Origin of the sequence: Microbacterium sp. MYb66 (assembly GCF_002979435.1) — a bacterium.
GTDB lineage: Bacteria > Actinomycetota > Actinomycetes > Actinomycetales > Microbacteriaceae > Microbacterium.
In genome coordinates this window covers 69242-92149 of record NZ_PCOV01000008.1, presented here as the reverse complement: position 1 = coordinate 92149, position 22908 = coordinate 69242, and the positions used below count along the sequence as shown (strand labels likewise).

General features: G+C 69.6%; 23 protein-coding genes and 1 tRNA gene. 10 read left to right on the top strand and 14 right to left on the bottom strand.

The window, feature by feature from the left end; genetic code table 11:
* Window positions 1-42: 42 nt before the first annotated feature.
* From CQ045_RS15170 to CQ045_RS15160, 3 genes are all read right to left on the bottom strand, one after another.
* Entirely contained in the window at window positions 43-1302 is a 1260-nt protein-coding gene (locus tag CQ045_RS15170; protein ID WP_105725192.1) for an FAD-binding oxidoreductase, read from the bottom strand.
* A 78-nt stretch (window positions 1303-1380) separates the two neighbouring features.
* Window positions 1381-2025, bottom strand: coding sequence for a bifunctional 4-hydroxy-2-oxoglutarate aldolase/2-dehydro-3-deoxy-phosphogluconate aldolase (locus tag CQ045_RS15165; RefSeq protein WP_105725190.1), 645 nt, complete (start codon window positions 2023-2025; stop codon window positions 1381-1383).
* Window positions 2022-2939: an SMP-30/gluconolactonase/LRE family protein gene (locus tag CQ045_RS15160; RefSeq protein WP_181156593.1), complete on the bottom strand. Its 918-nt coding sequence runs from the start codon at window positions 2937-2939 to the stop codon at window positions 2022-2024. The genes CQ045_RS15165 and CQ045_RS15160 overlap by 4 nt, the downstream gene beginning before the upstream one ends.
* A 112-nt stretch (window positions 2940-3051) precedes the next feature.
* Between CQ045_RS15160 and CQ045_RS15155 the strand changes: the two genes are divergently transcribed.
* Both CQ045_RS15155 and CQ045_RS15150 read left to right on the top strand, forming a co-directional pair.
* Window positions 3052-3969 carry a dihydrodipicolinate synthase family protein gene (locus tag CQ045_RS15155; protein ID WP_105725186.1) on the top strand — a complete coding sequence of 306 codons (918 nt, stop codon included), beginning with the start codon at window positions 3052-3054 and terminating at the stop codon, window positions 3967-3969.
* A complete protein-coding gene (locus CQ045_RS15150) occupies window positions 3966-4685 on the top strand; it encodes an SDR family oxidoreductase (RefSeq protein ID WP_105725184.1) in 720 nt (239 codons plus the stop codon). The genes CQ045_RS15155 and CQ045_RS15150 overlap by 4 nt, the downstream gene beginning before the upstream one ends.
* A gap of 67 nt (window positions 4686-4752) precedes the next feature.
* Here CQ045_RS15150 and CQ045_RS15145 read toward each other — a convergent pair whose 3' ends face one another.
* The 3 genes from CQ045_RS15145 to CQ045_RS15135 are packed head-to-tail and all read right to left on the bottom strand — an operon-like array spanning window position 4753 to window position 7911.
* Entirely contained in the window at window positions 4753-6066 is a 1314-nt protein-coding gene (locus CQ045_RS15145; protein WP_105725182.1) for an ABC transporter substrate-binding protein, read from the bottom strand.
* Between the two features lie 49 nt (window positions 6067-6115).
* Complete coding sequence (locus tag CQ045_RS15140; RefSeq protein ID WP_105725180.1) at window positions 6116-6973, bottom strand: carbohydrate ABC transporter permease; 858 nt, start codon at window positions 6971-6973, stop codon at window positions 6116-6118.
* Window positions 6973-7911 (bottom strand): carbohydrate ABC transporter permease, encoded by a 939-nt coding sequence (locus CQ045_RS15135; RefSeq protein ID WP_105725178.1) that lies wholly within the window; start codon window positions 7909-7911, stop codon window positions 6973-6975. The genes CQ045_RS15140 and CQ045_RS15135 overlap by 1 nt, the downstream gene beginning before the upstream one ends.
* A gap of 229 nt (window positions 7912-8140) precedes the next feature.
* Here CQ045_RS15135 and CQ045_RS15130 point away from each other — a divergent pair, with 229 nt between their 5' ends.
* From CQ045_RS15130 to CQ045_RS15110, 5 genes are all read left to right on the top strand, one after another.
* Window positions 8141-8944, top strand: coding sequence for an IclR family transcriptional regulator (locus tag CQ045_RS15130; RefSeq protein WP_105725176.1), 804 nt, complete (start codon window positions 8141-8143; stop codon window positions 8942-8944).
* An 87-nt stretch (window positions 8945-9031) separates the two neighbouring features.
* Complete coding sequence (locus tag CQ045_RS15125; protein WP_105725174.1) at window positions 9032-10189, top strand: mandelate racemase/muconate lactonizing enzyme family protein; 1158 nt, start codon at window positions 9032-9034, stop codon at window positions 10187-10189.
* Entirely contained in the window at window positions 10186-11151 is a 966-nt protein-coding gene (locus CQ045_RS15120; protein WP_181156592.1) for an acetylxylan esterase, read from the top strand. The genes CQ045_RS15125 and CQ045_RS15120 overlap by 4 nt, the downstream gene beginning before the upstream one ends.
* Before the next feature lie 65 nt (window positions 11152-11216).
* Window positions 11217-11945, top strand: coding sequence for a response regulator transcription factor (locus tag CQ045_RS15115; RefSeq protein WP_017828429.1), 729 nt, complete (start codon window positions 11217-11219; stop codon window positions 11943-11945).
* Between the two features lie 26 nt (window positions 11946-11971).
* Window positions 11972-13471 (top strand): cell wall metabolism sensor histidine kinase WalK, encoded by a 1500-nt coding sequence (locus CQ045_RS15110; RefSeq protein WP_105725170.1) that lies wholly within the window; start codon window positions 11972-11974, stop codon window positions 13469-13471.
* A gap of 6 nt (window positions 13472-13477) precedes the next feature.
* On the opposite strand, the gene CQ045_RS15105 is transcribed toward CQ045_RS15110, so the two are convergent.
* From CQ045_RS15105 to CQ045_RS15080, 6 genes are all read right to left on the bottom strand, one after another.
* Window positions 13478-15052: an FAD-dependent oxidoreductase gene (locus CQ045_RS15105; protein WP_105725329.1), complete on the bottom strand. Its 1575-nt coding sequence runs from the start codon at window positions 15050-15052 to the stop codon at window positions 13478-13480.
* A 15-nt stretch (window positions 15053-15067) separates the two neighbouring features.
* A complete protein-coding gene (locus CQ045_RS15100) occupies window positions 15068-15949 on the bottom strand; it encodes an FAD:protein FMN transferase (protein ID WP_105725168.1) in 882 nt (293 codons plus the stop codon).
* A gap of 14 nt (window positions 15950-15963) precedes the next feature.
* On the bottom strand, window positions 15964-16440 hold the full coding sequence (locus CQ045_RS15095; RefSeq protein ID WP_105725166.1) for an FMN-binding protein: 477 nt from the start codon (window positions 16438-16440) through the stop codon (window positions 15964-15966).
* A 93-nt stretch (window positions 16441-16533) separates the two neighbouring features.
* Window positions 16534-17568 (bottom strand): ribose-phosphate diphosphokinase, encoded by a 1035-nt coding sequence (locus CQ045_RS15090; protein WP_105725164.1) that lies wholly within the window; start codon window positions 17566-17568, stop codon window positions 16534-16536.
* Window positions 17569-17575: 7 nt separating this feature from the next.
* Window positions 17576-19006: a bifunctional UDP-N-acetylglucosamine diphosphorylase/glucosamine-1-phosphate N-acetyltransferase GlmU gene (gene glmU / locus CQ045_RS15085; protein ID WP_105725162.1), complete on the bottom strand. Its 1431-nt coding sequence runs from the start codon at window positions 19004-19006 to the stop codon at window positions 17576-17578.
* A 1-nt stretch (window position 19007) separates the two neighbouring features.
* Window positions 19008-19079: transfer RNA gene (locus tag CQ045_RS15080), tRNA-Gln, on the bottom strand.
* On the opposite strand from CQ045_RS15080, the gene CQ045_RS15075 reads away from it, so the two are divergent.
* From CQ045_RS15075 to CQ045_RS15065, 3 genes are read left to right on the top strand one after another with little or no spacing between them, the layout of a single operon-like run.
* Entirely contained in the window at window positions 19056-19688 is a 633-nt protein-coding gene (locus CQ045_RS15075) for a GNAT family N-acetyltransferase (RefSeq protein ID WP_258131086.1), read from the top strand. The two genes, CQ045_RS15080 and CQ045_RS15075, sit on opposite strands and share 24 nt — an antisense overlap.
* A 7-nt stretch (window positions 19689-19695) precedes the next feature.
* Window positions 19696-20190, top strand: a complete 495-nt coding sequence (locus CQ045_RS15070) for a MarR family winged helix-turn-helix transcriptional regulator (protein WP_105725157.1) — start codon at window positions 19696-19698, stop codon at window positions 20188-20190.
* 19 nt (window positions 20191-20209) lie between these two features.
* Entirely contained in the window at window positions 20210-21133 is a 924-nt protein-coding gene (locus CQ045_RS15065; protein WP_219844438.1) for a pseudouridine synthase, read from the top strand.
* Here the strand turns inward: CQ045_RS15065 and CQ045_RS15060 are convergent.
* Complete coding sequence (locus CQ045_RS15060; RefSeq protein ID WP_105725152.1) at window positions 21120-21779, bottom strand: methionine ABC transporter permease; 660 nt, start codon at window positions 21777-21779, stop codon at window positions 21120-21122. The genes CQ045_RS15065 and CQ045_RS15060 overlap by 14 nt on opposite strands.
* Entirely contained in the window at window positions 21779-22822 is a 1044-nt protein-coding gene (locus CQ045_RS15055; protein ID WP_105725150.1) for a methionine ABC transporter ATP-binding protein, read from the bottom strand. Before CQ045_RS15055 ends, CQ045_RS15060 begins: the two co-directional genes overlap by 1 nt.
* Window positions 22823-22908 lie beyond the last annotated feature (86 nt).

The following is a 22908-nucleotide window of genomic DNA, read 5'->3' as shown; positions in this document are numbered from 1 at the left end:
ATCGAAGGGCCGGCCACCGCGAGGTGCCCGGCCCTTCGTGCATCACACCAGGATGTTGTGGTTGCGACGGAACAGGTTCTGCGGATCCCACACGGCTTTCGTCGCACGCAACCGGGCGAACCCGGCCTCCGAGAACATGCCGGTCACCGCATCCGGTCGCTCGGTGTCGGCGAAGTTGCCGTACTCCGCGAGGCGGCCCGCTTCGATCTCCCGCCAGTCGGACTCGATGGCAGCACGGGAGTCGTCGTCGACCATGCCGGGGACATCGAAGGCGCCCGCGAGGACGAACCAGGCCGCCGTGCGGGCAGGGAACGCCGTGTCCTCCTGCCCCACGTCGCGGACGGCTCCGCCCAGAGAGCGCAGGAACACCACGGACGCCGGATACGACCGGCGGAACGCGACCAGCCTCTCGATGAGAGCGTCGTCGAGTTCGGCATAGAGTCCGTTGCCGCCGATGAACCCGGGAGGGGCGGGCGGTTCCTCCCCTTCCTTCGGCTCGGGCTCGGGCATCTCCATCAACACGTCACGGTATGCCGGTGTCGTGACCTCGGTCCGCACCCCGTCGAGTGCGGACACCGACTCCAGCACGGCGCGCAGCCGGTCGGGCTCCGGCGCCGCCCACACGGCGCTCAGCCGCGCACCCGCGGGGGCGCTCGGATCCATCGGCGGCACGTCCATGTAAGTGACGGTGAGTTCCCGGGGCGCGTCACGGAGCAGCTCCCGCGCGACGCGCAGCACAGCGGTCGCGTCGCCGTCGACCACGCTCTCGGAGAAGGCGATGCCGGACAGCGGGTGCGCGACGAAATCGAAGCGGGTGACGACACCGAAGTTGCCCCCGCCGCCGCGGAGAGCCCAGAACAACTCCGGATGCTCTGCGGCCGAAGCCTCCACGACCTCACCCGCTGCGGTGACGACCTGCGCACCGATCAACTGATCGACCGCGAGGCCCCAGGCCCGCACCATCCATCCGATGCCGCCGCCGAGGGTGAGACCGCCGACTCCGACCGACGCGGTGTCGCCGGAGCTGAGCGCGAGTCCGTGGGCGGCGAGCGCCGTCGCGACATCGCCCCAGACGGCGCCGCCACCGATGCGGACGGTCGTGCCGTCGACCTCGATGTCGGTCAGCTCCCCGAGTTCGAGGCGGATCCCCGCGGCCGGGGCATGCGACCAGGGACCGTGTCCGCCGGCGACGACGGTCAACGGCACCGCCTCACGCGATGCCAGCCGCACGATCTCGGCGACCTCATCGGCGGTGCGGGGGCGGTGGACGGAGGGAACGGAAGCAACATCGCTGTCGGCCATGCCGACACTGTAGTCAGGGGCGAGGACGTTCGGGACCCGATCTCGGGCGAGAACGACGGAGGCGGCGGGACGACGACGTCAGGACGCTCGTACAGCTTCCGCGAAAGACACGGCGCGGACCGTCAGTGCCGCGAGGTCGCCACCGGGGCTCGCGGCGTCGCCGACGAGGGGTCCACCGACGCCGACGCCGAACGCCCCCGCCGAGAGGTACGCGGCCACGGTGTCGACCGTGACTCCCCCGACCGGGATGATCCTCGCTTCGGGGAAGGGGTCGCGGACGGCGCGGATGAAACCCGGCCCGAGTGCCGACGCCGGGAAGAGCTTGACCGCGGCACAGCCGAGGTCGAGACCGTGCTGGATCTCGGTGGGCGTGTAGACACCGGCGAGCACGCCGATCCCCTGCCGGACCGCATACTCGACGGATGCGCTGAGGGTGGGCGTCACCATGAACTGTGCGCCGGCGGAAGCCGCGCGCTCGACGTCGGCCCCGTCGAGCACGGTGCCCGCGCCCACGAGCGCGTCGGCCGGAGCATCCCGCACCACCTGGGCGATCGCCTCCTCGGCGCCCTCGAGGGTCAATGCGATCTCGAGGGTCCGGATGCCGGCGTCGAGCAGCGTCCGCGCTGCGGCGACCGTGGCATCGACTTCGGTCCCCCGGAGGATGGCGACGAGCCGCGTGTCCGCCAGCCGCTGCCGGAGCTGCTCGTTGTCGACGGTGCTCACAGGATCGCCTCCTCGGCGGCGCGACCGGCGTCGGAGAGGGGACTCGGGCCGCCCCAGGGGAAAGCGGGAGAGCCGCCGACCTCGACCCGCACCCCGAGCAGCGCGCCGTCCGCGTCACCGGGTTCCGCGAGTCCGATGCTGGCCGTGGTGATCACGAGCAGCGTATCGACGAGTGCCACGGCGGTCGGCCGCTTCGCCGGAAGCGCGATCGTCTCGACGAGCTCGCCCTCGGGCGAGTAGCGGCGCACCTCCGCGGCATCCCAGACCGCGACCCAGAGCATGCCGTCGCGGTCGATCGCCATGCCGTCGGGGTTGCCGCCCGAGACCCGGCACACGGTGCGGCGGTTCGAGAGATCCCCATCGGGTGCCACATCGAAGGCCTCGATGCTGCGGTGCGGAAGTGTGTCGATGTAGTACAGCGTGGAGCCGGTGCGGTCGAAGGCGAGGCCGTTCGACACGGTCACCCCGCCGAGCCGGGCGATCGGCACCCCGTCGGGGCCGAGGCTCCAGAGCGTGCAGTGCGGGTCGCGCGGCATCGACTGGCTGCCCACCCAGAAGCGGCCGAAGGGGTCCCCTCCTCCGTCGTTCATGTAGTCGCCGGGCCCGGCGATGTCGTCCGTGAGCGGAGTGACGACGCCGTCATCGCTCACATGCACCACACGGCGATCGACGCCGACCGCCCATCCGGCCCCCCGCTGCGCGAGAGGGATCGGGGCACCGATCTGCGCACCGACGACGACGGCCGTCTCGGGAACGACCCGCCCCTGCTCGATCCGACCGCGGTGCAGGGCCCCGGTCGCCATGTCGATCCAGGCGAGGCTCCCGTCGCGGCCATCCCATCGCGGCGACTCGGCCTGGACGTAACGGGCGTCGGAGAGGATCTCGACGGTTCGGGAGGGCGGGGTGTGCGGCATCCGGGTCATCCTTCGCTGGTAGCTCGTAACCGTTATGTGGCAGACTATCTCACAATATGCATAACACTTGCGAGAAATGTGAGTACACGATGACGAAGCGGGGAAACAGCTGATGGCTCCGACACTCCACGGCCTGATGCCCATTCTGGCCACTCCTTTCGACGAATCGGGGGCCCTCGACCGCGAGAGCCTGCGCCGACTGGTCGAGTTCCAGCTCGCATCCGGCGTCGACGGCGTCGCGGTCTTCGGCATGGCGAGCGAGGGCTTCGCACTCACCACCGAGGAGCGGCGCACGATCCTGGACGATGTCGTCCGCGTGGTCGACGGCCGGATCCCCGTGATCGCCGGCGTCAACGGCACGTCCACGGCCACCTCCATCGAGCAGGCCCTGCTCGCCGAAGAAGGCGGCGCGGATGCGCTCATGGTGCTCCCGCCCTTCATGGTGAAGCCTCCCGCCGGAACCCTCGTGGACTTCTACGGGGACGTCGCCGACGCCACCTCCCTCTCCGTCATGGTGCAGGATGCACCCGGGGTGACCGGCGTGGCGATGGCACCGTCGCTCATCGCCGAGCTCGCCCGCCTCGACGGCGTCGACTCGGTGAAGGTCGAGGCACCGCCCACCGCCCCCAAGGTCGGCGCCGTGGTCTCGGCGATCGACGATCCGGCATTCGCGGTGCTCGGCGGGCAGAACGCGCAGTTCTGCCTCGAGGAGTACGCCAGGGGCGCGGTCGGCACGATGCCGGCCTGCGAGTTCCCCGACCTCCTCGGTCCGGTGCTGGCCCAGTTCCTCGAGGGGCGCGTCGACGAGGCCCGCGCCGAGTTCCGTCGTATGCTCCCTCTCGTGCTGATCGGTCTGCAGGGCGGCATCGCGTGGGCGGTGCACAAGGAGATCCTCGTCGCGCGCGGCATCATCGACCACGCGACGGTCCGCTATCCGGCCTCGCGCCTGGACGCCGGCAGCCGCACGTCCGTGAAGCTCGTGATCGACGAGCTGGCTCTCCCTCCGATCCCCACCGTGGTGCGCGTGTGACCCGCCGCGGCGTGCTGCTGATCGGCGGCAGCTCGGACATCGGACTCGCGATCGCCCGCGCCTTCGTCGACGGCGGAGACGCCGTCGTCGGGGTCGGGCTCGAAGACCCGTCCGATCCGGTGTTCAGGCAGTACCTCGTCGCCGACTGCAGTCGACCGGATGCCGCAGATCGCGCGGTCGCCGACGCCGAGCAGGCTCTCGGCCGGCTCGACGTCGTCGTGCTCGCGGCGGGGCGGATGCCGATCGGCCGCGCCGACGCCACGAGCGACGAGGACTGGAGAGGTGCGCTGGGCGCCACGCTCGACTCGGCGTTCTTCGTGGCCCGCGCCGCTCTCCGCCGCCTGGCACGCGGCGCATCCATCGTCGCGGTGACCTCGGTGAACTCCTCGCTCGCGGCACCGGCGCTGCCCGCCTACGCGGCCGCCAAGGCCGGCGTGGACGGTCTGGTCCGGCAGCTGGCGCTCGACTACGGTCCCCAGGGCATCCGGGTCAACGCCGTGCAGCCGGGCAGCATCGCCGCGCACGAGACCGGCGAGAGCGAGGGCTACCCCCTCGGCCGCATCGGTCGCCCGGAGGAAGTGGCGTCCGTCGTGGCATTCCTCGCCTCCGACGCCGCGTCCTTCGTGACCGGCACCTCGATCGCCGTCGACGGGGGTCTGTCGATCTCCTCCCCCGCGGCCTGGCTGAAGCCGGCCCTTCGGGATCGCTGGCTCTGAGCCCGCCGCCCCGACGACGACGAAGGCCGCGTCCCTTTTCGGGACGCGGCCTTCTTCGTGCGGGAGCTCAGGAGTTGGCGTCGAGCAGGCCCTGGACTTCCTTCTTCAGCGCGTTGAGGCCGGCCTGCACCTCGACCTGACCGGCGAGGATCGTCGCGACCCCGGCGCCGATGGCGGCGTCGATCTGGGCCGTCACGGCGACGCGATCCCAGGCGGCCCCGCGAGCATGCTCCGAGACCTCGGTACGGAACGCACCCTGGAACTTGTCGGCCGCGAGGGCCGGGATCTTGTCGGCGACGCTCTTGGCGGCAGGAGCCACCGCGGAGTTCTCGTAGAGCGCCGTCGCCGCTTCGACATTCGTCGCCGCGTAGAGGATGAAGTCGCGGCTCGTGAGCTCGCCCTCGCCCGCGGTCGCGAACACGCCGCTGCCCCAGGCCCGGTTGAAGGAGTCCTTGCCCCCGGCCGTCGGTCGCGAGATGGCTCCGATGTTGTCGATGATGTCCTGCGCGGCGCCGTTCGTCTTGACGAAGGTCGAGGCGAGCGGGGCGTCGTCGTAGAGGGCCGCCCGGCCACTCGCGAACAGGATGCGGGCGTCGCTGCGGGCGACGTTCGTCTGCGTCAGGCCCTGGTCCTGCAGGGACTTGTACCAGGTGACGGCCTTGACGCTCTCCGCGTCGCCCAGGGTGCACTTCAGGTCGTCGGTGACGACATCGCTGCCGAAGCCCCACATCCACGGCACGGCGTCCTTGAGGTCCGGGTTCTTGGTGACCGCGGCGTACGGGATCAGCGACGAGTCCTGCTTCTTGATCTTCTCGAGCGCCGTGGCGAACTGCTCCACCGTCATGCCCGACTTGATCCCGACGCTCTTCGCGATCTCGCCGTTGGTGATGATGCCGATGCCGGCGGCCGTCAGCGGCAGCACCAGCAGCTTGCCGTCCATGGTGTACGAATCGAGCACGCCCTGCGGGATGCCCAGGCCCTTCGCCAGATCGCTGAGGTCGGCCAGCACGTTCATCGGCGTGAGCACCTGCCAGCCGCCCGACTGCCCGACGCCCATGAGGTTGCCGGAGCGACCGGTCAGCGCGAGCTGCGTCGCCGCCTGATCGTAGGGGTAGATCACCGGGGCGACCTTGACCCCTTCCTTCTTCGAGAAGCCGTCGAGGATGCCCTGCCACGCCGACTTCAGGGCCTCCTCGCCGAGCGAGTTGCCGTAGAAGTTGATGGTCTCGGCCTTCGTGCCGGCGGCGGCCGTGGCGCCGGCGCCGGTGCCGGGAGCGGCAGGTGTCGCGCAGCCGGCGAGCGTGAGCGCGCCGAACGCGGCCAGGATGGTTCCGCCTCCGAGGAAGGCTCTGCGGCTCAGCTGCGAGTTCGAGATGGTCATGAGACTGCTCCTTCGAGGTGATGGGGTCCAGCTGTTCGGTGACGCATGGCTACCCCTTGACCGCTCCGGCGGCGAGGCCGGAGACGAAGTAGCGCTGCAGGAGGATGAAGATGATGACGAGCGGCAGCGAGGTGATGAGGGACGCCGCCATGAGCGCCGGCCAGTCCGCCGTGCCTTCGCGGATGAACGCCTGGGTCAGACCTGCCGGCAGCGTCTGCTTGTCGGGGCCGGCGAGCGTGAGGGCGAAGAGCAGGTCGCTCCAGCCGCGCATGAAGGCGAACATCCCCGCGGTGATGAGACCGGGGACGACGAGCGGGAACACGATGCGGAACATCGTCCCCGTCCGCGAGAGACCGTCGACCTTCGCCGCCTCGAGGATGTCATCCGGAAGCGCGTCGATGATGCCCTTCAACAGGAAGACCGCGAGCGGCAGCGTGAACGTCGTGAACGAGATGATCAGCGCCGTGTAGGTGTACAGCAACCCGGCCGAGCTCAGCATCAGGTACAGCGAGATGAGCAGCAGAGCGCCGGGGATCAGCTGGCCGATGAGGAACATGAACATGACGGCGTTGCGCCCGCGGTAGCGGAACTTCGACAGCGAGTACGCCATCAGCCCGCCGACCAGGACCGCGAGCAGCGCAGTGCCGGTGGAGACGATGATGCTGTTCATGAGGTTCTTCAGCAGAAGGTCGTTCTGGAAGAAGCCGATGAAGTTCTCGAACGTCGGATCGACCGGGAAGAACGGACGGTCCAGGGAGAACACGTCCTCCTTCTTCGTGAACGCGGTCGCTGTGAGCCAGTAGACCGGCAGCAGGCCGAACAGCGCCAGCAGCAGGAGAAGGACGCGCCCCGGGATGGACAGGTGGGGGCGGATGATCGACTCCCCCACATCGCGACTACGGCGCATCACTTCTCCAGCCGTCGGTTGAGGAACAGGTATCCGGTCGTGATGATCGCGAGCAGGACGAGCCAGAGCGTGCCCATGGCGGAGGCCTTGCCGAGCTCGTAGCTGCCGAAGGCGAGGTCGTAGAGGCTGACCGCGAGCGTCGTGGTCGAGTTGCCGGGTCCACCACCGGTCATGACGAAGATCGTGTCGAAGTTGCCGAAGTTGTAGATGAACTCCAGCACCGCGACGAGGGTGACGGGGCCGGCGATGTGGGGCAGGGAGATGTGGCGGAACCGCTGTGAGCGCGTCGCACCGTCGATCGTGGCCGCCTCGATCTGCTCGCTCGGGAGGGTCTGGAGCACCGCGAGCGCGACGACCATGATCCACGGGAAGGAGTGCCAGGTCTTGGCGATGACCACCGCGGCCATCGCGCCGGTCGGAGTGCCGAGCATGCTGACCTCAGGCAGGCCGAAGACCGAGAGCACGTGGTTGACGACGCCGTAGCTGTCGTTGAAGATCCACGCCCAGAGGAAGGAGACGACAACTCCGGGGAGCAGCCACGGCAGCATGAGGGCCCCGCGCAGGATGTTGCGTCCGCGCATGCGGGCGTTCAGCAGCAGGGCGAGTGCCACGCCCAGCACGAGGGGGAAGACCGTGGAGAGCGACGCGAACACGAGGGTCGTGCCGAGCCGGGCGAAGAACTCCTCCCAGACGGCCGCATAGTTGTCCAGACCGACGAACGTGCGATCGGGGCGTAGGAGCGATTGGTCGAAAAGGCTCGTGAAGATGCTCGACACGAGGGGGAAGATCGCGATCACGAGGAACAGGAGGACCGCGGGAAGTGCGATCATGAAACCGAAGGTGCGATCCTTCGCGCCCAACGTGGAGCGTCGCCCGGAGCGTGGCTCGACGGCCTGCTTCTCACTCGTCGGGGGCCGCTCGAGTATGGCTTGTTGCATTGCAGTCACTTTCCAGTAGAGACGACCCCGGTGGGGCCCTGCGCGTCGTCGTCACAGTCGTCGACGTCGACGTGCGGCCAGTTAACCACAATGCGGATGCGAAATCCACAAAATGCATAAGACACCCACATTTGTGTTGCTTGAAGCCATTTCTCTCAATAGGATGACTGGCAGCAGCGACCAGCTGCGGACGTCGCGGAAGCGGCGACAGTACTGAGGAGGAGTCCCCATGGCATCGGAATCGGTGGGCGGCACGCAGACCGTCGAACGGGCGATGTCGTTGCTCGCCTGCTTCACCGAGGAATCCGGTGAGCTGAGGGTCTCTGAGCTCTGCACCTTGACCGGCCTCGGCCAGTCCACGGTCTCGCGCATGATGTCGGCTCTCGATCGGATGAAGTTCGTCGTGCAGGACGCACGCACCGGGCTCTATCGCCTCGGCCCGGCGGCGGTGTCGCTCGGCACGATCGCCATCAACGGCTCCCCGATCTTCCGCGCCTCCCGCCAGATCGCGCAGAACCTCGCCCGCAAGATCGAGATCGGGGTGAACGTCGCCGAGCTCAGCGGCTTCACCTTCACCTACCTCTGCAACTTCGAGGGTGCGCTGGCTCCGAAGTCGTTCGCGATGGCGGGGCGCACCGGCCCGCTGCACGCCACCGGCCTCGGCAAGGCTCTGCTGTCCGGCATGTCCGACGAGCAGGTCGACGAGTATTTCGCGCAGACGCCTCAGCGCTTCACCCCGCACACCATCGTCGACCGCGACGCCATGCAGGTCGCGCTCGACGAGACGCGGAGCCGCGGCTACGCCACCGAGATCGAGGAGCTCGCGTTCGGTCGCGCCTGCATCGCCGCCCCGATCCGCAACCGCGCGGGTGAGATCATCGCCGGCCTCTCGGCCAGCGGCCCGCTGTCGGTGCTGGATCTGCACGAACCCCACCAGGAGCTCGCACTGCAGCTGATCGAGGCTGCCGACGAGATCTCCGTCGCCCTCGGTTACAGCCCCTCCCGCACCGCATCGGCATTCGCCGCACTCTGACCCCGGCCGCGAAGCGACGCGGCCTCCTGATCCCGACCGCGGCACACGCCGCCGGCCGCTCGACCATCGATGTCTTTGGAGACCCCTGTGAAGATCACGCGCGTCCAGACCTTCCCGCTCTACCTCTCGAAGGAGGATGCGAACAACTCCTACGCGGGCGACACGGCCGTCGACCACCGCGGCTACGTGATCCGTCCGCCGTGGCGGAGCCTGTACTCCCCCGGCTACGAGACCCTGCTCGTGAAGGTCGAGACCGACGAAGGACTCGTCGGCTGGGGCGAGGCGCTGGCCCCGGTCGCCCCCGTCGTCGCCGCGGCGATCGTCGACAACCTGCTCACGCCGCTCATCGTGGGCGAGGATCCGCGCTCCGTGCGCACCCTGTGGCATCGGATGACCGAGTCGATGCGCGAGCGCGGGCACCTCACCGGCCACCAGGCCGACGCGATGGCCGCCGTCGACATCGCGCTCTGGGACCTCTGGGGCCACGCCACCGGGCTCTCGGTCTCCGAGCTCGCCGGCGGCCGCTTCCACGAGGTGCTGCCCACCTATGTCTCCGGCATCCGCGGCATCGACGACGTCGAGCGTGCGGAGAAGGCCGCAGAACTCGTCGAGGGCGGTGTGCGCCGCATCAAGCTGCATCTCGGCGTCGACATCCGGACCGACCTCGCGACCTACGATGCCGTCCGCGGTGTGCACCCCGACCTCGACGTGGCGCTCGATGCGCACTGGACCTACCGCCTCGGCGAGGCCCGGGCGCTCGGGCGGGAGCTGGACGACCGCAAGGCGTGGTTCTTCGAGGCGCCCCTGGCCCCGGAAGACGTCGAGGGCCACCGCGACCTCGCCGCCGCCCTCGCCACCCCGATCGCGATCGGCGAGGCCATGCGCAGCCGCTTCGAGTTCACGGACTGGCTCACCCGCCGCGCGGTGGGCCTCACCCAGCCCGACATCGGCCGCACCGGCATCACCGAGGGCCTCGCGATCGCGGCGGTCGCGGACGCGTTCCACGTGCAGGTCGCCCCGCACCACTCCGCCGCCTTCGGCATCGCGATGGCTGCCGGTGTGCACGTCGCCGCGAGCTCCGCGTCACTCCTCGCCTTCGAGTACCAGCCGTTCACGCTGCCCGTCGCCAACCGCCTCCTCACGAGCCCGCTCGAGGTCCGCGCCGACGGCGGATTCGTCGTGCCGACCGGCCCCGGCCTGGGTGTGACCGTGGACGAGGACGCGATCCGGGAGTTCGTGCGGTGACCCCGGTTCCTTCCGAGGAGCTGACCGAGTACTCCCTGAGCGCGCTGCTGACGCCGCTCCCACCGCCCGAGGAGCCCGTCGACTTCGACGACTTCTGGCGAGCGACCTTCGAGGAGTTCGGCACCGGCCCTGTCGCCTGGGAGTTCACGCAGGACCTCCCCCCGACCGAGACGCACCGTCTGGCCGAGATCCGCTTCCACTCCTCCGCCGAGGAGCAGGCGGCCGCGTACGCGATGGTGCCGCACGCGATCACGGATGTCCGTCGCGGCCTCGTCATCGGGCACGGCTACGGCGGCCGCACGGGTCCCGACCTCGACCGCGTGCCGGCCGACACCGCCGCGATCTTCCCGGTCGCACCGGGCACCCATGCCGGCACCGTCAGCCGCTTCCCCGCGCTTCCGGAGGCGCACGTGCTCGCCGGCATCGCACGTCGCGACACCTACTCGCATCGCTTCAGCGCCGCGGACATCTGGCGTGCCGCCACAGTCCTCCTCGACATGGTGCCCGCGGCGGCCGGCGCGCTCGACTTCAGCGGGGGCAGTTTCGGCGGTGGGATCGGGGCGATGGCACTCCCCTGGGACGGTCGCTTCCGCCGCGCGTCCCTGGACGTGCCGAGTTTCGGAGACCATACGGTGCGTCTCACCCGGCGTTGCACCGGCAGCGGCGAGGCGGTCCGCGAGCACCTGCGGCAGCATCCCGAGGCGCGTTCGGTGCTCGACTACTTCGACGCGGCGACCTCCGCACGGCGCCTGCGCCTTCCGGTGCACGTCAGCGCCGCGGTGCTCGACCCCGCCGTCGATCCGCGCGGGCAGTTCGCGGTCTATCACGCGCTGACGGGCCCGCGCCGGCTCAGCATCCGGGCCGCCGGCCATCTCGCAGGACCCATCGGCGAACTGTCCGACCGGCTCGCACTGCAGGAGGGCATCGACTTCCTGGCCATGCCCGACGAACGACTCGTCTGAACGCTCCCAGGCAACGCATAGCGCTCTCCATAGAAATCACATAGGAGATTCCGCAGAATAGGGACATGACCAGCGACCTGCCCGAACTGCGCCGCCCCGACGGCTCCCCCCTGCGCATCCTCGCCGTCGACGACGAGCAGATGCTCACCGACCTGCTCGCCATGGCCCTGCGGATGGAAGGCTGGGAGGTGCGCACCGCGTCCTCCGGAATGGAGGCCCTCCAGGTCGCCCGCGAGTTCGAGCCGGACGCCCTGGTGCTCGACATCATGATGCCCGATCTCGACGGGATGTCGGTGCTCAAGCGGCTCCGGGAGTCCGGCAACCTGGTGCCGGTGCTCTTCCTCACCGCCAAGGACGCCGTGGGCGACCGGGTGGCGGGCCTGACCGCCGGCGGTGACGACTACGTCACGAAGCCGTTCAGCCTGGAGGAGGTGATCGCACGGCTGCGCGCGATCATCCGCCGCACCGGCCACGCGACCGCCGACGACGGGCAGTCGATCCTGCGCGTCGCCGACCTCACGCTCAACGAGGACAGCCACGAGGTGGTCCGCGACGGCACCGAGATCGAGCTCACCGCGACGGAGTTCGAGCTGCTGCGCTACCTCATGCGCAACGAGCGTCGGGTGCTGTCGAAGGCCCAGATCCTCGACCGCGTCTGGAGCTATGACTTCGGCGGCAAGTCGTCGGTGGTCGAGCTCTACATCTCGTACCTGCGCAAGAAGATCGACGCGGGCCGCACGCCTCTGCTGCACACCGTCCGCGGCGTCGGCTACATGATCAAGGCCCCGCAGTGAGCTCTGCGACGATGATGAGACGGCCGATGAGCCTGCAGACACGGCTGATGACCGCCGTGATCGGGTTCGTGTCCCTGATCCTCATCATCGTCGCCGTCATCACCAGTGCGACGCTGGGCAAGACGATGGAGGACCAGCTCGACCAGAAGCTGGCCAACAACGCCCACCAGCTCGTCCGGCTGACCGAAGCCTTCCCCCCGTCGTCCGCCACCGCGCAGAACGTGCTCGCGAGCAGTCCTGCACCTCCGGTGGGAGTGCTCTTCGTCGTCTCCAGCCCGGTGACCGGCTTCAGCGGGGTCGTCGCGAAGAGCACTTCCGGAGACGAGCTCACCGGATCGCTCGAGACGCTCAGCGGCGCGCAGCTGGCCGAGATCGCCGGAGCGCTGAACGGCACGTCGGTCGCCACGGTCTCCATCACCGACCTCGGTTCGTATCGGGTCATGGCCCTGCCGACGAACGACGGCGTCGTCGTGGTCACCGGTCTTCCCCGTGACGAGATCCAGAACCAGCTCACGCAGCTGCTCACCGTGATCGCCCTCGCGACGATCGGCGGACTCATCCTGCTCGCCCTGACGACGGCGATCACCATCCGGGTGAGCCTGCGCCCGCTGCGTGCGGTCGCCACCACCGCGACCAGGGTCGCGAACCAACAGCTCGACCGCGGCGAGGTGAGCATCACCGAGCGCGTACCGGCATCCGAAGCCGACCCCCGCACCGAGACCGGTCTCGTGGGCGCTTCCCTGAACAAGCTGCTGGACCACGTGAACACCGCCCTCGCATCGCGTCAGAAGAACGAGGAGCGCATGCGCCGCTTCGTCGCCGATGCGAGCCACGAGCTGCGCACTCCGCTGGCCTCGATCCGCGGGTACTCGGAGCTGTCGCTGCGCGCGCTGCGGCAGGCGCCGTCCGGCGTGCAGGGCCCAGAGGTCGTCGAGAGCACCACGACGTCGCTCGAGCGCATCCAGGCGCAGTCCCTGCGGATGACCCGGCTCGTCGAGGATCTGCTGCTGCTCGCCCGGCTCGATGAGGGTCAGGAGCTCGTCTACGGCACGGTCGACCTCGCGCAGCTGGCGCTCGAGGGCCTCTCGGATGCGCGCCCGACAGCAGCCGACCATCACTGGAACATCGAGGTCCCCGATGAACCCGTGACCATCGTCGGAGACGCCGGTCGGATGCACCAGGTCGTCGCGAACCTGCTCGCGAACGCCCGCACCCACACGCCCGCGGGGACGACCATCACGCTCAGCGTCGCGCGCGAGGCTGACGACGCGGTGCTGCGCGTGCACGACGACGGCCCCGGCATCGACCCCGCCGTCCGCGAGGAGCTCTTCGCCCGGTTCGCCCGCGGCGACAGCTCGCGAGCCCGCCAGACCGGCGGAACGGGTCTGGGTCTCGCGATCGCGAAAGCCATCGTCGAGGGGCACCACGGCGTGCTCAGCGTCGACAGCGAGCCCGGCGACACGACCTTCACCGTGCGCCTCCCGATCACCCCGCAGCCCGGCGGAGCCGTCGCATCCGCGGCGTGATCGGCGTCAGTACCCCGCGAAGGCGTCGGTGGTGAGGCTGCGCGCCTTCTGCAGCGCGGGAGCGAGGTCGGCGATCAGCCGCGGCGGCCCCGAGATGAAGGCGTGCCGCGTGCCGAGGTCGGCGACGGCCCGCTCGAGGCTCTCCGCATCCAGCCGCGCGCCCCGGGCCCAGGTCCAGTGCGCGGGCAGGTCGACGGGCTCGTCCCGGGTGAACACGACGGTGCGCACGCCGGTCGCGGCGAGCTCCTCGCGGAATGCCAGCTCAGCAGCCTCGGCGGCCACGTACACGAGCACCACGTCACGGTGCTGCCCCGTGGCCTGCAGCTGACGCAGCTGGGACACGAACGGGGTGACGCCGATACCCGCGGCCACCATCAGCACCGGGTGGTCGCCCCGCGGCAGGATGAAGTCCCCCCAGGTGCCGGTCACGGCGAACGTCGCGCCGGGCTCGGCCGCGGCCAATGCGCGCTTGTAGCTCGAGGGGTGCTTCTGGTCGCCGTTCTTGTAGGCGATGCGCAGCGTCGGCAGATCGGCCGGCGCCGACACGATGCTGAACTCGCGGCGCGTTCCGCGTGCATCCGGCCGGTGGTGCGGGACGTCGAGCTCCAGATACTGCCCCGGAAGGAAGCGGACCCGCCCCCTGGCCCGGAAGGTGAGTTCTTGAGCGGTCGGCGTGACGAACTCGCGCCGCTCGAGCACGAGTCGCACCGATCCGCGGAGGGCGAAGGCGAACGCCACCAGGTTGCCGATCAGCAGAGCGCGCTCCTGGCCGAGCGTGAACAGTCCGGCCACGGAGATCGGCCACCCGGCGAGGATTCCGACCACGGCGGCCACGGCGAACTGCTGCCGACGACGCGGCGGGAGTGTGAGGGGTTCGGAGAGCATGAACGCTCCGAGGAACAGGAACGGCGACTGCAGCAGCGCGAACTGCAGGGCCGTGAGCGCATCGAAGCCGATGTCGAACTGCGCGGCCTGCACCGCCTGTCGTACCACCGAGGTGACGACGGCGACGAGCAGGAACACCAGCACCACGCGCACCTTCTCGGTGCGCCACAGCACCGCGAGACCGAGGACCGCGACGGGGATCGTCAGAACCGGTGTGCCGACCCACCACGAGGACGAGGTGCCCAACCAGTCGAACGCCCCGAACGCGCCGAGGATCGACACGACGGCCGCGCCGAAGGCGGCCGGGTTGAAGATATGGCGTCCGCGCCATGCGATCAGATACTTCGACACGCTGGCGACGGCCCCCGCGATCGCGAGGCCGAACAGGGCGGACGGCTCGAGGCCGGGGCGAAGCACGAACAGCAGGATCAGGGCCGTGACCAGAGACGACTCGATGCGCCACGGCAGCCTCAGGATGCGCTGCGCGACGGCGTCGACGACCGAGATGACGGCGGCCAGCACGAGGAAGGATGCCACGAGTTCCACCGGTGTCGGCGAGACGATCACTCCGGCGAGCGACAACACGAACGCGATGACGGCGAGGGCGATGAGCGCGAAGAGCACGAGGCGGTACATCGACAGGGAGCCCAGCACCGCGAGGACCCGCTGACGTGCGGCGGCGAATGAGGTGATCACGTTCTCCACTCTTCCCTAATTCCCGGATCCCGGGGGTGCTGCTCTCCCGCCCAGGAAGAGCTCTGCGGGACACCCGGGCGAACGCTGCACCCGTCCGTCGGTGCTCATGCGGACCCACTCCGCACCCCAGGTCTCTGCCAGCGCGGGCCCGCCGTCGAAGAAGAGCGCCGACGCGAGGGCATCCGCCGTCATCGCGTCCGGAGCGAGCGCCCAGGTCGCCGCCCACGTGCGCACGGGGAGCCCGGTGCGGGCGTCGAGCACATGATGCAGACCGCTCCCCCACGATCGACGGTTGACCGCCGAGGCGCACAGCGCCCGGTCCTGGAGCTCGACCACACCGATGGCCTTCTGCGGGTCGTACGGATGCTCGAGACCGACGCGCACGGCCTCGCCCCGCACCCGCATGTCACCGCCCGCATCGATCACGACGTCTCCGGGGATCGAAGCCAGCACGTCGGACACGAGGTCGACCAGACGCCCTTTGCCGACCGCGCCGACGTCGAGGAGCGCAGGCTCGGATGCCGCCACCTGCGTCGCGGTCCAGGACAGCTGCTCCTCCCAGGCCGCCGGGGCGCGAACCGGGTCTCCGGCGACGAGCGTGTAGTCGGCGTCGTAGCCGAGCGCGCTGAGGCTGTCGGCCACCAGAGGGTTCACCGCGCCGGCCGTCGCCGCGGAGAGCGCGCGATACGCATCGAGCATCACGCCGGCATCGGTCGAAACGAGGTCACCGCCCTCCCTGCCGAGCCGGGTGACGTCGGAATCCTGGCGGAACCGCGACCACTCGCGGTCGAACCGCTCGACCTCGGCGGCCACTTCGGCGCGGACGGCATCGCCGAGCGGGTCGGTCGTCTCGACCTCCCAGTGCGTTCCGATCGCCTCGAAGCGCCAGATCGCCATACGGCTTCCGGCGCCTAGGCGGCGGCCTGTTCCTTGATCGACTCGACCGCCGCGTTGAAGCCGCCGCTGGTGAGCGAGGAGCCGGCGACCCGGCTGACGTTCAGCTCGTCGATCGACTTGCCCTCGACCTCGTCGGCGATCCCGGCGATGAACTGGCCCTGGTACTGCTCCGTCTCGGGAGCCTGCGGGTCTCCTGTGACCTCCACGTCGGTCACGACACCGTCGGCGAGGGTCAGGGTGACGGAGATCTTCTCGACCGTCTCCGGGGTCTGGTAGGAACCGTCGGCGGTGTAGGAGCCGTCGGCGTAGGTCGCAGTGGCGTCGCCGCCGGACGACTCCGAAGACGAGCCGGCGTCCGGCGTGCTGCCGCCGTCGGACGAGGTGTCAGCGGCATCGGTGGCGCCGGAGCACCCCGCGAGGACGAACAGCCCCGCGATGCCGAGGAGGGCGGATCCCTTGCGGACAGAGGTCGGTACGGTCGTGCGGATCATGGTGGTCCTCCCGGCTCGGTGTCGGTCGACTCGATCGTCGACCATTCGACCGTAAGCACCACGGCTATGCGCGGGCTGTGCCGTGACGATGCGTTACGCGTCGCCGCCGAACATGCTCGTCACGGAGCCGTCCTCGAACACCTCGTGGATGGCTCGGGCGAGCAGGGGCGCGATCGGCAGGATCGTGAGCTTGTCCCAGCGACGCGACTCCGTGAGCGGGATCGTGTCGGTGATCACGACCTCATCGATCGATGCGTCCTGCAGCCGGTCGGACGCCGGGTCGCTGAAGATCGCGTGCGTGGCCGCGACGATGACACGGTGGGCGCCGGCGGCCTTGAGCGCCTGGGCGGCCTTGACGATGGTTCCGCCGGTGTCGATCATGTCGTCGACGAGAAGACAGGTGCGACCCTCGACGGCACCGACGATCTCGTGCACCGAGACCTGGTTGGCGACCTTCGGGTCGCGACGCTTGTGGATGATCGCCAGCGGGGCGCCGAGGCTGTCCGACCAGGTGTCGGCGACGCGCACGCGGCCCATGTCCGGCGAGACCACGGTGAGGATCTCGCGGTCCTCCGGGGACAGGGTGCGCTGGAAGTAGTCGAGCAGGACCGGCTTGGCGAACAGGTGATCGACGGGTCCGTCGAAGAAGCCCTGGATCTGAGCCGCGTGCAGGTCGACGCTCATGACGCGGTCGGCACCGGCGGTCTTCAGCAGGTCGGCCACCAGACGGGCGCTGATGGGCTCGCGGCCCCTGCCCTTCTTGTCCTGACGCGAATACGGATAGTACGGGGCGACGACGGTGATGCGCTTGGCCGATGCGCGCTTGGCGGCGTCGATCATGATGAGCGTCTCCATGAGCCACTCGTTGACCGGCTCGCCGAACGTCTGGATCAGGAAGAGATCGACGCCGCGGATCGAGACCTCGAATCGGGCGTAGATCTCGCCCGACGCGAACGTGCGGTGCTCGACCGGTGCGTTCTCGGTGCCGAGGGCCTCGGCGACGTCCGCTGTCAGAGCGGGGTGGGAACGCCCGCCCGCGACGACCAGGCGCTTCTTGGTCTTGGCGATGATCCCGGGTGCCACGCCGTTGTCGCGATCCAGATCGACCGTCTTCTTCTTGCGCGCCATGCTCCGCCTACTCCGCCGATTTCTCCCGGGACGCAGCGTCCGCCGCACCCGTGCCTGCTCTGTTCTTCTCGACCCAGCCCTCGACATTGCGCTGGGGTGCAACGGTCATGGCCAGTGCTCCGGCCGGAACGTCCTTGCGGACGACCGCGCCGGCGCCGGTCTTCGCGCCCGCACCCAGCCTAACGGGCGCGACGAGCACCGTGTGCGACCCGGTGTGCACCTCGTCGCCGATCTCGGTGCGGTGCTTGTGCACGTCGTCGTAGTTGGCGGTGATGGTGCTCGCGCCGAGGTTCACGCCGCGGCCGATCGTCGCATCGCCGACGTACGAGAGGTGCGGGACCTTGCTGCCTTCGCCGATCTCGGCGTTCTTGGTCTCGACGTACGCGCCGATCTTGCCCCTCGCACCCAGGACGGTTCCGGGACGCAGGAAGGAGAACGGGCCGACGGTGGCCTCGGCGCCGATCACGGCGAGGGTGGCATCGGTGCGGCGGACGATCGCGTCTTCGCCGACCTCGCAGTCGACCAGTGTGGTGTCCGGGCCGACGATGGCACCGGGGGCGATGACCGTGGCGCGCAGGATCTGCGTGTTCGGGAGGATCGTGACGTCGGGCGAGAGCTTCGCGTCGTCGTCGATCCACGTCGTCGCCGGGTCGATCACGGTGACGCCCTCGAGCTGCCAGCGACGCACGATGCGCTGGTTGAGCAGGCGGCCGACCAGGGCCAGCTGGGCACGATCGTTCACGCCGTAGGTCACCGTGACGTCGGAGACGACGGATGCCGCCACCCGGTCGCCGTCGCGGCGCAGCAGGCCGGGGACGTCGGTCAGATACATCTCGCGCTGGGCGTTGTCGAGGCTCAGCTGCGGCAGGTAGGTGCGAAGGGTCGCGGCGCGGAACACGTACATCCCGGCGTTGATCTCGCGGACGGCTGCCTCGTCGGGGTCGGCGTCCTTCTGCTCGACGATGCGGTCGACCCCGCCGTCGGCGTCGCGGACGACCCGCCCGTATCCGGTCGGGTCCTCCACCAGCGCCGTCATCAGCGTCGCGGGTGCACCGGAAGCGCGGTGCTCGGCCACGAAAGCGGAGAGGGTGTCGACGTCGGCCAGCGGGCAGTCGCCGGAGAGGACGAGGACATCGCCGTCGAAGTCGTCCGGGAGGGCATCGACGGCCACCTGCACGGCGCGACCGGTGCCGGGGACGTCGTCCTGATCGACGAACACCGCGTCGGGGTAGTCCTTCGCGAGGGCTGCGACCACCTGGTCGCGCTCATGCCGCACGACCACCTCGACGTGCGCGGCCTGCAGCCGCGCGGCGGTGGTCAGCACGTGCCCGACCAGCGGGCGGCCGCTGATCGGATGCAGCACCTTGGGCAGGCGCGACTTCATGCGCGTGCCCTGACCTGCGGCGAGGACGATGATGGCGAGATTGTTCCCAGTCATGCTCCGCCGCCAGGACTCGAACCTAGACCTAACAGCTCCAAAGGCTGTCGTGCTGCCATTACACCACGGCGGACCGCAGCGTCCCGAGGACGCCGCGGGGACAAGTCTGCCATGCTCCGGCCCCGCTTCCGCTGACACCCGCGCCGGTCACACCTCCGAAACACGGCTCTGCGATGCTGACGACATGAGCATCGTGATCGAACGCGTCGAGACCGCCACCCCCGCCCTCGCCGAGTTCCTGGTCGCACACCATGCCGAGTTGGAGCACACCGCTCCGGCGGAGAGCCGTCACGCGCTGGTCTTCGAGCGACTGCTCGCCCCGGGCGTGCGTCTGTTCGCGGGTTCGGTCGACGGTCGTCCCGTCGCGACCGGCGCGTTGGCGGCGGTCGAGGACGGGCACGAGGAGCTCAAGTCGATGCGCACCGACCCCGCCCTCCGCGGCCAGGGACTGGGGCGGTCGATGCTGACCTTCCTCCTCGCGGATGCGGAGGCCCGCGGCATCCGTCGGCTCTCGCTCGAGACCGGGAGCGCCGAGTTCTTCGTCCCGGCCCGCGCGATGTACGCGGCGGCGGGTTTCCAGGAGTGCGGACCGTTCGGTCGCTACCTCCCCGACCCCTACAGCACCTTCATGACGCTCACCCTGCCCGCGGCGTCCGTCATTCCGGCTCCGCGCACGCGATAATGGGCGGATGAGCGAGGTGGATGAGGTCGACCGGATCGTCGGCGCGTGGAACACCCAGCGTCCCGACCTCGACTTCTCGCCTCTCGAGGTGCTCTCGCGGATGGATCGCCTGTCGCGTCACCTCGATCGCGCCCGCCGTGACGTGTTCCGCCGCAGCGACCTGGAGCACTGGGAGTGGGACGTGCTCTCGGCCCTGCGCCGGGCGGGTGCGCCGTTCCAGCTCTCCCCCAAGCAGCTGCTGCAGCAGACACTCGTCTCCAGCGGCACGATGACCAACCGGATCGACCGTCTCGTGGGTCGTCGGTTCGTGCGCCGCGAGGCGGACCCCGGCGACGGGCGCAGCGTGCTGGTGACGCTGACCGATGACGGCCGCATGCGCGTGGACGCGGCCATCACCCGGCTGGTCGACGTCGAGGCCGAGCTGCTGCGAGCGCTCTCCCGTAACGACAGGGATCGCCTCGCAGGACTGCTGCGCAAGCTCAGCCTGAGCTTCGACACGTGAGCGGCGGCGACTGATGGGCATGCCCTCTCCCCTCCCCGTCCGCGACGGCGTGGGGGCGACACGATTGCATGCGCCGCTCACCGGACCGTGGCCCACCGTCGCCGCCTACATGGTCGAGCGCTTCTTCCACCTCGACCCCGAGCGGCTGCTCGAGCGGTTCGACCGCGGCGACATCGTGCGGGCCGACGGCACGCCCGTCCCCCGCGATGCGCCGCTGGGCAGCGTCGAGTTCGTCTGGTACTACCGCGAGCCGGCTGTCGAGACGCGGATCCCGTTCGAGATCGAGATCCTGCACCAGGACGACCACCTGGTGGTCGTCGACAAGCCGCACTTCCTGCCGACCACACCGGGGGGCAAGTTCCTGCAGAACTCCGCACTGGTGCGGCTGCGCAACCTCCTCGACAACTCCGACCTCGCGCCGATCCATCGCCTGGACCGCGCCACGGCGGGGCTGTTGATGTTCTCGACGCGGCCCGCGACCCGCGGCGCCTACCAGCTGCTCTTCGAGAAGAGGCAGGTGCAGAAGGTCTACGAGGCGGTCTCAGCGCTTCCCGAGGACCGACCGCTCCCCTCGTTCCCCGTCGTGTACCGCAACAACATCGAGAAGCTCCGGGGCCAGGTGCGCGTGCAGGTCGACGATGCCAAGGAGCCGAACTCCGAGACGGCCGTCGAGCTGATCCGCGCCGACGACCGTGTGGTGCACACGCTGCTGCGCCCGCACAGCGGCAAGATGCACCAGCTGCGGGTGCATCTCGCCGCCCTCGGTATCGGCATCCTCAACGACCGCTTCTACCCCGAGCTGCAGGAAGACCTGCCGGACGACTACGACCGCCCGCTGCAGCTGCTGGCGCGCGAGCTGCGCTTCGTCGATCCGATCAGCGGGGAAGACCGGGTGTTCACCACCCGACGCACCCTGCAGGAAGCGCCCGTCAGCGACGCATGACCTTGCGCGCGAGGCGAGTGCCGAGCATCTGCACGAAGTGCACGAAGACCACGATCAGGACGATGGCCGCCCACATCACCAGCGGCTCGAACTGCCGGAAGCCGTAGATCTGCGCGAAGGCACCGAGGCCGCCGCCGCCCACGAGTCCCGCCATCGCCGTCATGTCGATCAGCGCCACGAGGATGAACGTGTAGCCGAGGATGAGCGGACCGAGCGACTCGGGGATGGCCACCGTGAAGAGGATGCGCCAGGGCCCCGCGCCCATCGCCCGCGCCGCCTCGATGACTCCGGGAGAGACCGAGACGAGGTGCTGCTCCACGATGCGCCCGATCGCGAACGCGGCCGCGAGTCCGATGATGAAGGCCCCGGCGGTCGTGCCGATCCCCACACCCACGACCGCGCGCGCCAGCGGCTGCGCGACCACGAGGAAGATGATGAACGGGATCGGACGGAAGAAGTTCACCACGAGGTTCATCAGCACCGAGATCACCCGGTTCTGCGCGAGCCCGCCGGGGCGCGTGACATACAGGATGATGCCGATCGCGAGCCCGAGGACGCCGCCGAGCACGAGTGCGAACGACGTCATGTAGAGGGTCTCGAGCGCGGCCGTCCAGAACTCGGGCCACAGTTCGTTCAGACGATCCATCAGCGGGCCTCCTCTGCGGCGATCTCGGTCACGTCGACGCGCTCGGCGATGCGAGCCAGGGCACCGTCGATCGCCGCCGCATCGCCGCGGATCGCGAGCGTCAGGTGCCCGAAGGCCCGCCCGCGGATGTCGTTGATCCCGCCGAACACCAGCTCGAAGTCGAGGGCCGCCCCGGCGAGGTCGAGGAACACCTGCGCCTGCGACGAGTCGCCGTCGCGGAACGAGAACGTCACCAGGCGTCCGCGGTGACGCTCGCGCAGCACCGCCAGCTCGGCCGGCGACGGCACACCCTTCACGACCGTGCCGACGAATCGCTGGGATGCCGGGTTCTGCGGGGCGGAGAAGACGTCGAACACGTCGCCGTGCTCGATCACGCGGCCGTTCTCCATGACCGCGACCCGGGTGGCGATGGTCTGGATCACGTCCATCTCGTGCGTGATGATCACGATCGTGACGCCCTGCTCCTGGTTGACCCGCTTGAGCAGATCGAGCACCTCGTGCGTGGTCTGCGGGTCGAGGGCGCTGGTGGCCTCGTCGGCGAGCAGGATCGCGGGGCCGGTCGCGAGCGCGCGGGCGATGCCGACGCGCTGCTTCTGGCCGCCCGAGAGCTGTTCCGGGTAGGCCTTGGCCTTGTCGGCGAGGCCTACGAAGGAGAGCAGCTCCGCGACCCGCTTCTCGATGTCTTCCTTGGACCAGCCGGCGAGCTTGAGCGGATAGGCGATGTTGGCCTTGACGCTGCGCGACGAGAACAGATTGAACTGCTGGAAGATCATGCCGATGCCGCCGCGCACCCGGCGCAGCTCGCTCTCCTTGAGCGCGGTGATGTCGACGCCGTCCACGGTGATGGTGCCGCTCGTCGCCGGCTCGAGCGCATTGATCAGCCGCACGAGAGTGGACTTGCCGGCGCCCGAGTAGCCGATGATGCCGAAGACGTCGCCCTTCTCGATCTCGAGGGTGACGTCATCGACCGCGACGACCTCGGACCCCTCACGGGTGCGGGACGGATAGGTCTTGGAGACGTTCGTCAGGGTGACGATCGGCATGTGCTGCTCCGGTCTGCTTCGGGAACGAAGAATCGGGTGACGCGTTTCGCGCCACCCGATTCTCCCTCATCGGACGGGGTGGTGTT

What these genes read in the sequence shown, in the direction of transcription:
- CQ045_RS15170 (WP_105725192.1), bottom strand. Translation starts at nt 1,302, where the DNA reads ATGGCCGACAGCGATGTTGCTTCCGTTCCCTCCGTCCACCGCCCCCGC.
- CQ045_RS15160 (WP_181156593.1), bottom strand. Translation starts at nt 2,939, where the DNA reads ATGCCGCACACCCCGCCCTCCCGAACCGTCGAGATCCTCTCCGACGCC.
- CQ045_RS15155 (WP_105725186.1), top strand. Translation starts at nt 3,052, where the DNA reads ATGGCTCCGACACTCCACGGCCTGATGCCCATTCTGGCCACTCCTTTC.
- CQ045_RS15145 (WP_105725182.1), bottom strand. Translation starts at nt 6,066, where the DNA reads ATGACCATCTCGAACTCGCAGCTGAGCCGCAGAGCCTTCCTCGGAGGC.
- CQ045_RS15140 (WP_105725180.1), bottom strand. Translation starts at nt 6,973, where the DNA reads ATGCGCCGTAGTCGCGATGTGGGGGAGTCGATCATCCGCCCCCACCTG.
- CQ045_RS15135 (WP_105725178.1), bottom strand. Translation starts at nt 7,911, where the DNA reads ATGCAACAAGCCATACTCGAGCGGCCCCCGACGAGTGAGAAGCAGGCC.
- CQ045_RS15130 (WP_105725176.1), top strand. Translation starts at nt 8,141, where the DNA reads ATGGCATCGGAATCGGTGGGCGGCACGCAGACCGTCGAACGGGCGATG.
- CQ045_RS15115 (WP_017828429.1), top strand. Translation starts at nt 11,217, where the DNA reads ATGACCAGCGACCTGCCCGAACTGCGCCGCCCCGACGGCTCCCCCCTG.
- CQ045_RS15110 (WP_105725170.1), top strand. Translation starts at nt 11,972, where the DNA reads ATGAGCCTGCAGACACGGCTGATGACCGCCGTGATCGGGTTCGTGTCC.
- CQ045_RS15100 (WP_105725168.1), bottom strand. Translation starts at nt 15,949, where the DNA reads ATGGCGATCTGGCGCTTCGAGGCGATCGGAACGCACTGGGAGGTCGAG.
- CQ045_RS15095 (WP_105725166.1), bottom strand. Translation starts at nt 16,440, where the DNA reads ATGATCCGCACGACCGTACCGACCTCTGTCCGCAAGGGATCCGCCCTC.
- CQ045_RS15090 (WP_105725164.1), bottom strand. Translation starts at nt 17,568, where the DNA reads ATGGCGCGCAAGAAGAAGACGGTCGATCTGGATCGCGACAACGGCGTG.
- glmU (WP_105725162.1), bottom strand. Translation starts at nt 19,006, where the DNA reads ATGACTGGGAACAATCTCGCCATCATCGTCCTCGCCGCAGGTCAGGGC.
- CQ045_RS15070 (WP_105725157.1), top strand. Translation starts at nt 19,696, where the DNA reads ATGAGCGAGGTGGATGAGGTCGACCGGATCGTCGGCGCGTGGAACACC.
- CQ045_RS15065 (WP_219844438.1), top strand. Translation starts at nt 20,210, where the DNA reads ATGCCCTCTCCCCTCCCCGTCCGCGACGGCGTGGGGGCGACACGATTG.
- CQ045_RS15060 (WP_105725152.1), bottom strand. Translation starts at nt 21,779, where the DNA reads ATGGATCGTCTGAACGAACTGTGGCCCGAGTTCTGGACGGCCGCGCTC.
- CQ045_RS15055 (WP_105725150.1), bottom strand. Translation starts at nt 22,822, where the DNA reads ATGCCGATCGTCACCCTGACGAACGTCTCCAAGACCTATCCGTCCCGC.